The 9394-nt window shown below is 58.9% G+C and carries 8 protein-coding genes; 5 read left to right on the top strand and 3 right to left on the bottom strand.

Features of this window, described 5'->3' with window-relative positions; translation table 11 throughout:
• Positions 1 to 1118 precede the first annotated feature (1118 nt).
• From HMPREF2857_RS07195 to HMPREF2857_RS07205, 3 genes are all read right to left on the bottom strand, one after another.
• Positions 1119 to 2048, bottom strand: coding sequence for an alpha/beta fold hydrolase (locus HMPREF2857_RS07195; RefSeq protein ID WP_070643329.1), 930 nt, complete (start codon positions 2046 to 2048; stop codon positions 1119 to 1121).
• Positions 2049 to 2241: 193 nt separating this feature from the next.
• Positions 2242 to 3672: an adenylosuccinate lyase gene (gene purB / locus HMPREF2857_RS07200; RefSeq protein ID WP_070643331.1), complete on the bottom strand. Its 1431-nt coding sequence runs from the start codon at positions 3670 to 3672 to the stop codon at positions 2242 to 2244.
• A 34-nt stretch (positions 3673 to 3706) separates the two neighbouring features.
• Positions 3707 to 4156, bottom strand: a complete 450-nt coding sequence (locus HMPREF2857_RS07205; RefSeq protein ID WP_070643356.1) for a MarR family winged helix-turn-helix transcriptional regulator — start codon at positions 4154 to 4156, stop codon at positions 3707 to 3709.
• Positions 4157 to 4415: 259 nt separating this feature from the next.
• On the opposite strand from HMPREF2857_RS07205, the gene HMPREF2857_RS07210 reads away from it, so the two are divergent.
• The 5 genes from HMPREF2857_RS07210 (at position 4416) to HMPREF2857_RS07230 (ending at position 9146) form a co-directional block, all read left to right on the top strand.
• Positions 4416 to 5696: an MFS transporter gene (locus tag HMPREF2857_RS07210; RefSeq protein WP_070643334.1), complete on the top strand. Its 1281-nt coding sequence runs from the start codon at positions 4416 to 4418 to the stop codon at positions 5694 to 5696.
• A gap of 120 nt (positions 5697 to 5816) precedes the next feature.
• The gene (locus HMPREF2857_RS07215) at positions 5817 to 6545 is read left to right on the top strand and encodes an amino acid ABC transporter ATP-binding protein (RefSeq protein ID WP_070643337.1); all 729 of its coding nucleotides are present in this window, start codon (positions 5817 to 5819) and stop codon (positions 6543 to 6545) included.
• Between the two features lie 15 nt (positions 6546 to 6560).
• Positions 6561 to 7502: a glutamate ABC transporter substrate-binding protein gene (locus HMPREF2857_RS07220; RefSeq protein ID WP_070643340.1), complete on the top strand. Its 942-nt coding sequence runs from the start codon at positions 6561 to 6563 to the stop codon at positions 7500 to 7502.
• 19 nt (positions 7503 to 7521) lie between these two features.
• Positions 7522 to 8208, top strand: coding sequence for an amino acid ABC transporter permease (locus HMPREF2857_RS07225; protein WP_070643343.1), 687 nt, complete (start codon positions 7522 to 7524; stop codon positions 8206 to 8208).
• Entirely contained in the window at positions 8208 to 9146 is a 939-nt protein-coding gene (locus HMPREF2857_RS07230; RefSeq protein ID WP_070643358.1) for an amino acid ABC transporter permease, read from the top strand. The genes HMPREF2857_RS07225 and HMPREF2857_RS07230 overlap by 1 nt, the downstream gene beginning before the upstream one ends.
• Positions 9147 to 9394: the final 248 nt, after the last annotated feature.

Genomic DNA, 9394 nt, shown 5'->3' on the forward strand with positions numbered 1-9394 from the left:
ATGTCCTGACCTTCGAAGGGGCCTCCTTTTCGGGCCACGGAGAACACCATATTGCCCGACTTACAGTCCCCCTCCGCTCCTCCGGACTGCTTGGTTGTTATCGATGCGAAAAGGGGGCCATTGGAGTCGATGATGCCATTGCCGAAATCATTGGCAAGGAAGCAACTGCTGTCGTCCAAATGCATAGTGAGCGAGAAGTTGCGGACATCTAGGTCCATCAAAGTCGCGCCTGACGACGCTCCCGGCACCGTGGCCGCACTAATTGCAAGCCGCTCTCCCTCAGCGACCGGGACGGAGAAGTACTCAGCACCGTCGCCTTCCTGATTACTGATGCTGCGCTCGGACTCAGGAGTCTTTTCCCGCAGCTTGGTCGAGAACGTTTCCACGTCGGCAGGCACCTGGGGAGCGCTCGTAGGAGCGTCGCCGCCCTGTATCTCTTGCGCGCTGGACTTCGCGGTGCGTGCGGTGCGGGTCGCCAGCGTCTTCATGGACTCAGCCAGCGAATCGGAGTCCTGGGCATCTAGGTACTCGCAGCCTATTGCGCCTGTGCACGCCCTGCTTTGATTCCCGCAAAAGAGCCTACGAGCACCAGCAACATGGAAATAGTGGGCACGACCGCCGAGAGTTGTCTTGTTCTGATCATGTGGTCGGTTCCTTTTCTTCCAGCGTGAAAAGAACGTTACCCGACAAAAGCATCCGCGCAATGGAAACTTATTAGAAGTGCGGTGGCTTTCTAGGGCTCACACAAGCAGCGCCACTCGTGGCGCACTCCGAGCTAGCGCACACGTTCTTCCAGCACCTCTGGATCGACAGACAAAAAGTGTGTCTGATTCTCAAGATAATGACTGGGCAGACACCAAAAATTACGGACTCCACACGTGAATACGGGCTGCAAATGTGAAACTGTGCGAGTTTATGACACTTTCAGGCCATTTTTCGGGCCATTTCTGACATAAACGCAGTCAGTAACTCGGATTGACCCGCCGTCGCTGGCATAAACGCGGTCAGTAACTCGCATTGGGATAAGTAGCAAAAAGGTGCCCACCCGCCGACGCGCCGGTCAACACGCCGGTCGACACGCCGAGCGGGCACACTTTTCGCCTATTAACCAGCTCCCCTTAGCGGGACTCCAACCACGCCAAAATGTCGGCGTAGACCTCTTCTTTATTCAACTCGTTGAGAATTTCATGGCGACCATCCGGGTAGACCTTAAAGCGCACGTCCTTCTTCCCCGCGTTCAGGTATTTACCCACGACCTCAGTCACACAGCCAGCGCCACCCGCCGGATCAATGGCACCGGAAACCACGAAAAGTGGCAGATCATCAGGCGCTTTCTCATAGGCTTCAGACGAATTCGCGTAGTGCGTGCCGACGAGAAGGTCGCGGAAAAAGGCATTGGTGGGAACGAAACCACACTTGTCGTCCGCAATATAAGCATCGACAATCTTGTGGTCGCGGGTGAGCCAATCAAACTTAGTGCGGCGCTCAAAGCCCTTGTTGTAATCAGCAAAGGTGAGGGTGTTGAGCAGCTTGCCCGACGCGGTAGGAAGAATCTTAGCCAGCAGGTTTGCAACCTTCATTCCCGCATCGCCCTTAGCTCCTGGCCACGACACGGTGCCCATGATAATGACGCCGGTAAGCCCCTCGCCGTACTTGGCGATGTAGTTACGAGTCAGAAGCGACCCCATAGAGTGGCCGAGAATATAGTGCTTGCTGCCTGGGAATTCTGCATCAACGTACTGGCGCACTGCGTGGAGGTCTTCGAGAATTAGATTCCAGCCACCGTAGTCAGCGAAGTAGCCCGGGATGCCAGCATCCGTCTTGGTCATACCGTGGCCGCGATGGTCGTGCGCGACGACGGCATAGCCCTGGGATACGAGGTACTCGGCGAACTTGGCGTAGCGGTTGGCGTACTCGACCATGCCGTGGACAATCTGCACCACTCCCTTAGGAGTAATGGGCGCGCCCTTGTCATTTTCTGGAACCCAGCGCAGCACATTCAATGTGGCACCTGGGCGAGAAAGCGAAGTCCTAACAGCCGATGTCACGTCGGGCACCTTTCGCGTAGAGGTTTCGATAGTTATCGCTCATCGTACCGAGGAATTAGGCTGCTCACTGGTGCTTTCGCCAACAAACGAAGAAAAACTCTGCCACCAACGTGACAGAGTTTTTCAAGGGACCTTACGTCTTTACGTTTTTGCGTTTACGCGTTTACGCGTTTCGCGCGTGACGCTCGCGAAGCTACAGAATCTCGCCCGGCTTGTAGGCCGCAGCCTCTGGGTACTTGTCCACGACAGCCTGCACACGTGCAACTACGCGGTCAACCTGGGATTCCGCGGCACCGATGAACGCGTGACGGTCTGCCAGAGCGTCGGCAAGCCCTGCGGCATCCAGCGGGAAACGCTCATCTGCAGCGAGACGTTCAGTGAGATTCTGCTCGGCGCCCTTTTCGCGCATATCCAATGCGGTGGCGACGGCGTGCTCCTTGATAATCTCGTGGGCTTCCTCGCGGCCCATACCAGCGCGGACAGCTGCCATGAGGATCTTGGTGGAGGCGAGGAACGGCAGGTAGCGCTCCAGCTCACGGTCGATCATGGCCGGGAATGCACCGAACTCGGACAGGACGGTGAGGAAGGTTTCGAACATGCCGTCCATGGCGAAGAAGGCATCCGGCAGCGCAACGCGGCGGACCACGGAGCAGGAAACGTCGCCTTCGTTCCACTGAGTACCGGCGTATTCGGAGAGCATAGTCATGTAGCCACGCAGGATGACCTGGAAACCGTGGACGCGCTCACAGGAGCGGGCGTTCATCTTGTGCGGCATGGCGGAAGAGCCGACCTGGCCTTCCTTGAAGCCCTCGGTGACGGTCTCATTACCGGCCATCAGGCGGATGGTGGTGGCCAGCGACGCCGGGCCTGCACCCAGCTCGACCAGTGCGGACAGAGCGTCGAAGTCGAGGGTGCGCGGGTAGACCTGACCAACGGAGTCAAAGACGCGGTCGAAGCCGAGGCCTTCAGCGATTTCGTTTTCCAGGGAGGCCAGTGCGGACTCGTCACCGTCAAGCAGATCCAGCATGTCCTGGGCGGTACCCATCGGGCCCTTGATGCCGCGCAGTGGGTAGCGGGAAATCAGGTCTTCTACACGCTCGATGCCCAGCAGCATCTCGTCCGCAGCGGAAGCGAAGCGCTTACCCAGGGTCGTTGCCTGTGCGGCGACGTTGTGGGAGCGACCTGCCATCACCAGCGACTGGTACTCGGAGGCCTTTTCCGCAGTGCGGGCGGCAACGGCAACGGCCTTGTCGCGCACGACCTTCAGCGACTGCAGAACCTGCAGCTGCTCAACGTTTTCAGTCAGGTCACGCGAGGTCATACCCTTGTGAATGTGCTCGGTGCCAGCCAGGTCGCAGAACTCTTCAATGCGAGCCTTCACATCGTGGCGAGTAATACGCTCACGGGCGGCAATGGAGTCGAGGTCAACCTGGTCGATGACCTTCTCATACGCCTCGATAGTGCCCTCCGGCACCTCAATTCCGCGGGCGACCTGAGCCTTCAGAACGGCAATCCAGAGCTTGCGCTCGAGGATGATCTTGTACTCAGGGCTCCACAACTCAGCCAGAGTCGTAGAGGCGTATCGGTTAGCAAGGACGTTTGCGATCTTCTTTTTCTCAGCCACGCCCTCAAGTATTCCATGACCACTGCATCCGCGGTTATCTAGGCCATGGATGACCACGCATTTCTTCCACACCTTCGTTGAATTTGCGCATCAATCGCACAAACTCCGCGAGCTCCGAGTCCGCCCAGTCATGCGTAATGTCATCGACGGTATTCTTACGCGCCTCAATCTCCCGGTGCAGCAGCTCTAGCCCTTTGTCAGTCGCGCTATGCACCTTCGCGCTTGACGACGGCGCGGGCCTCTTCGCGATATACCCCTGCCGCATGGCGGCGGCCAGCTGGCGGTGCACCGTAGAAATGTCCAGCCCCAGCGCATCGGAGAGCTCGGCGACTGTCATGTCCGGCTGCGCTTCCAGCCTAGCCAGCAGTGCTGCGGCGGAGCGATCCAACAGGATGTCCTTGCGATGTGGTCGGTAGCCGCTGGAGCTCACCCGGGATAGCAGCATGTTCTCGTAAACGAGCGCGGCCAGGTCGTCGTTTCGCACGGTGGCAGTCAATCCTCTTGTCGCCTTTATGTCGGCCCTTTAATGAGCCTGCGAAATGTATCTGTTTGTTGAACAGACCCTATTCTAGCGTGCCGCGGATGGGGTTAAGGCCAAAAAAGCGCGTTTGCATCATACAAACAGATTGTTATAATTCGAGCTCTAACTGCATTTTTGCACGATACAAATACCGGAAAGCAGTTTTGCCAAAGCACTAATTCCACGATCGTTTTCAAACGAGAAAAGAGACCGTATCTTCAGCATGACAACGCATACGACCACACAGAACAGGCACAAACAGAACGAGCAGGACGAGCAGCACGGGCAGGACAAGCTCTTCTCCCCCGCGTTCATCATCAGCTGGCTGATTAACTTCAGCATGTACCTGGTGTTCTACCTTTCAATAACAGTCATGGCGCTCTACGCCGTCCAGCGCTTCTCCGCCTCCGATGCCGCCGGTGGCTTCGCCGCCAGTTCTTTCGTGGTCGGTGCCACCATCGCTCGCCTCTTTTCCGGCTACTTGGTGGACACCTTCGGTGGTCGCAGAATCATGCTTGGCTCGCTTGCTGTCATCGTGGCAGCCTGTGCCGCCTACATGTGGGCCGCATCCCTGCCGGTCCTGATTGCGATCCGCATCATCCACGGCCTGACCTACGCGTTCGCTTCCACCGCCGTGATGGCCGCCGCCCAAACCGCTATTCCGGCTGCGCGCCGCGCCGAGGGAACTGGCTACATTTCGCTCGGCACCACCCTGGCCACAGCGATTGGCCCAGCTCTCGGCCTGGCCCTTATTGGTTCGGTCGGCTACGGCGTCCTCTTTGCCACAGCCCTCGGCCTGTCCATTGTCGGACTGGTGCTGGCGCTCTTTCTGCCACAACACAACGAGCCTGCCACTGCGGCAACCAAGGACGGGGCCACCGAGGATTCGTCGGCAAGCGAGACGAAGCGCACGTTTTCCTTCGATGACATCATGACGCCGAGAGTGGTGCCAATCGGCCTGTTCATGCTGCTCGTCGGCCTGGCGTATGCGGGCGTGATTACATTCCTGAACCGATACTCGCAGCTGAGCGGCCTGGCTAGGGGCGCCAGCTTCTTCTTCATCGCCTATGCGGTGGCGATGATGGCGGCACGTTTCTCACTAGGCCGCCTACAGGATCGCCGCGGCGACAACCCGGTGATTGCCATCGGCCTGGTGTGCTTCACCATCTCACTGCTTGTTCTGGCTTTCGCAACCGCTGACTGGCACGTTATCGCCGCCGGTGCGCTCTGCGGCCTGGGCTACGGCACGCTGATGCCGGCCTGCCAGACCATCTCCGTGCACCTGGCGCCGGCGCACAAGTTGGGCACGGGCATCTCGACGCTGCTCTTGCTTGTCGACGCAGGCATCGGCCTCGGCCCGATCGTGCTTGGTTCGGTAGCCGCCACTATGGGGTTCGACAAGATGTACGCAGGCCTGGCGGTTGTGGTGGTTCTCGCGGCCGTTTTCTACTGGTTCGTGCATGGCCGCAAGCCTGTTGCGAGGCGCCATCGCGTGGATCTTTAGAACTAATTGGTGTGCAGTCACTTTTCACAGGTGAATATCGCACAAGGAACACCGATAGCAGTGATGTGTCGTGAGTCACCTATACTTTTTCACATGACTGAATCATCCACACCACAGAGCATGATTTCGATTGCCGGGGTGAATAAGCACTACGGCGATTACCACGCTTTGCGCGACATCAATCTGGAAATCCCAGCTGGTCAGGTCGTAGTTGTCCTCGGCCCCTCCGGCTCTGGTAAGTCCACACTGTGCCGAACCATCAACCGCCTCGAGACCATCGACAGCGGCGAGATCCGCATCAACGGCAAACTTCTCCCAGAAGAGGGTAAGGAACTCACCCGTCTGCGGGCTGAGGTTGGCATGGTCTTCCAGCAGTTCAACCTCTTCAGCCACATGACCATTCGGGACAACGTCACGCTGGCCCCGCTGAAGGTCCGCAAGATCTCCAAAGCCGAGGCCCGCGAGCGTGCGGACAAGCTGCTCGCCCGTGTCGGCATTGCGGAACAGGCCGACAAGTACCCGGCACAGCTCTCCGGCGGCCAGCAGCAGCGCGTCGCCATCGCCCGCGCCCTGGCCATGGACCCGAAGGTCATGCTTTTCGACGAGCCCACCTCGGCGCTCGACCCGGAAATGATTAACGAGGTCCTCGATGTCATGACCGACCTGGCCAAGGGCGGCATGACCATGGTCTGCGTCACCCACGAGATGAGCTTCGCCCGCCGCGTAGCCGACCGCATCCTGTTCATGGCCGACGGTGCGATTGTCGAAGACACCGACCCGGAGACCTTCTTCACCAACCCACAGAGCGATCGCGCCACGGACTTCTTGGCCAAGATCGTCGGGCACTAGGCGAGGCTGGTAACCATGAAGTTTTCACTATTACGAGGAGGCCAGGGACGCAGTCGTAACCAGGGCCGCCGAGGTGTCGTCGGCAAGCGAGTTGCGGCGGCTGTTGTAGCTGTTGCCACGACAATGAGCCTCGCGGCCTGCGGTAGCGGCGGACCCCGAAACCTGCTGGCCGATATCGAGGCCGGACACGTGACGCTGGGTACGAAGTATGACCAGCCGGGTCTCGGTGAGCGCACCCCGGATCGCGAGTTCGCGGGCGTCGATACTGATGTCTCCCGCTACGTCATCGAGTACATCGCCAACAAGAACGGTTGGGATGTGCCCGAGATGGAGTGGCGCGAGACCCCGTCCGCTCAGCGCGAGACGCTAATTAACAACGGCGAGGTCAATATGATCGCCGCCACCTACTCCATCAACGCTGGCCGCCTGGCTGCCGTCGACTTCGCCGGCCCGTACCTGGTCACGCACCAGGCACTGTTGGTGCGCGGTTCCGAGGGCATCCAGGGGCTTGACGACGTCGCCCCGGGCACTCGCCTGTGTTCTGTTTCCGGTTCCACCCCAGCGCAGAAGGTCAAGGACGCTCTGCCGGAGGTGCAGCTGCAGGAGTTCGATACCTACGCCGCATGCGCCGAAGGTGTGAAGCAGGGCGTCGTCGATGCCCTGACCACCGATGCGACTATTCTCGCGGGCTTCGCTCAGCGCTACAAGGAACGCTTCGGCGATGACTTCCGCGTGGTCGAGCTGCGTAACCCCGATGGCTCCTACTGGACCAACGAGTACTACGGCATCGGTCTACCCAAGGGCGATGATGCTAGCCGTGAGGCCATCAATGAGGCGCTGGAGTCGCTGTACGACACTGGTGAACTTCAGAAGATTGTCAAGAAGCATTTGGGCGACAAGTTCGAGCTCGATGACAAGCCGGCAATCGGCGATTTGTCGTTCGTAGAGAAGAAGTAGGAAGGGGTGCGAGCAAACAATGAATCCAGAACTATGGAGTGAAATGGGGCCGGAACTGCTTCCGGCTTTCTGGGTAACCATCAAACTGACGATTGCCTCGGCGATTGGTTCCCTGATTTTTGGCACGCTTCTCACCGCTATGCGCGTGAGCCCCGCGGGAATCCTGCGCACCCTGTCGACCTGGTACATCAACATCGTCCGCAATACCCCGCTGACGTTGATTGTGCTGTTGGCTTCGATGGGTCTCTACTACAACTTGGGTCTGCTGCTGGCTGCGGAGAATGACTCCTTCATTGTCAAGCAGAACTTCCGCCTGGCGGTGCTGGCGTTTGTTGCCTACACCTCGTGCTTTGTCGCGGAGTCCCTGCGTGCCGGTATTAATACTGTGCCGTTCGGGCAGGCCGAAGCCGCCCGCTCCCTGGGGCTAAACTTCGGCCAGAGCTTCCGCTACATCATCTTCCCGCAGGCATTCCGCGGCGCTATCGTGCCGCTCGGCAACACCCTGATCGCGCTGACCAAGAATACAACGATTGCCTCGGTAATCGGTGTGGCTGAAGCGTCGCTGCTGATGAAGACCATGACCGAAAACTACGCCAGCGATATCCTGATTATCTTCGGCATCATCGCTGTCGGCTTTATTATTCTGACTCTGCCGACCGGCCTGTTCTTCGGCTGGGCTGGCAAGCGATGGGCGGTGAAGCGCTAATGGCTACTCGCGCAACAGTTCTTTACGACGCGCCGGGCCCCAAGGCTCAGCGCTTCAACCGAACCCTCACCTGGATCGTGGCTGCAATCACCGTTGCGATTCTCGCCTGGGTGGGAATGAAACTGGCCGACAAGGGCCAGTTCGAGGCCAACAAGTGGTCGTTCTTCCTCGAATCCACAACCTGGACCACATACATTCTGCCCGGCCTGGTCAGCACTATTATCGCGGCTGTCGTCTCTATTGTGTTGGCACTGGTTATTGGCGCTCTCCTGGGCGTCGGCAGGCTGAGCCCGGTCGCGCCGGTGCGCTGGCTGTGCTCGGTGATTGTCGAGTTCTTCCGCGCCATCCCGGTGCTCGTGCTCATGCTGTTCGCCTACTCGGTGTTCGCCATCTGGCAGCTGTTCCCGTCGAACTACCTCGGCTTTGCCGCTGTTGTGTTTGGTCTGACCATGTACAACGGATCTGTGATTGGCGAGACTCTGCGCTCCGGCATCGAGTCGCTACCGAAGGGCCAGCGAGAGGCCGCGATTGCGCTGGGTCTTTCCCACCGCCAGACGATGGTCACCATTTTGCTGCCGCAGGCAGTCGCCGCCATGTTGCCGGCGATTATCTCGCAGATGGTCATTGCGCTGAAGGACTCCGCGCTGGGCTACATGATTGGCTACGTCGAAGTGGTTCGCTCCGGCCGCCAGCTCGGCGAGTACTACGGCGCCATGATTCCATCGCTGGTCATCGTGGCAATCATTCTGATTGCTATCAACTTCGGCCTGGCCAACCTTGCCGAGCGCATCGAAAGCCAGCTCCGCGCCGGCCGCGCTCGACGCAACATCATTGCGAAGGTTCCGCATCAACGCGACGTGGGTGTCACCACTAAGGACCAGGCCAACGTGGATTGGCACGATGAAGACTACAAGGACCTCCGAGGCACCCACGAGTAGAGCTGATCACGGCTTACTGCCGCACTCGCTTTACGACGAACACAGCGACGCCGCCCACGGAAACTGCTAATGGTTTCCGCTGGGCGGCGTTTTTGTTTGGCTACGGCCTTTGCCTTCGCTCTTATCGATGCACTACTCACTGATGGCCACGCTACAGCGCACCGATAGGTGAATAGCGTGGCCACAAGTGCCGGGCACCTTTTGCTGCTTACCCCAATGCGAGTTACTGACTGCGTTTATGACGAAAA

The sequence above is a fragment of the Corynebacterium sp. HMSC076C10 genome (assembly GCF_001812455.1).
GTDB lineage: Bacteria > Actinomycetota > Actinomycetes > Mycobacteriales > Mycobacteriaceae > Corynebacterium > Corynebacterium jeikeium_D.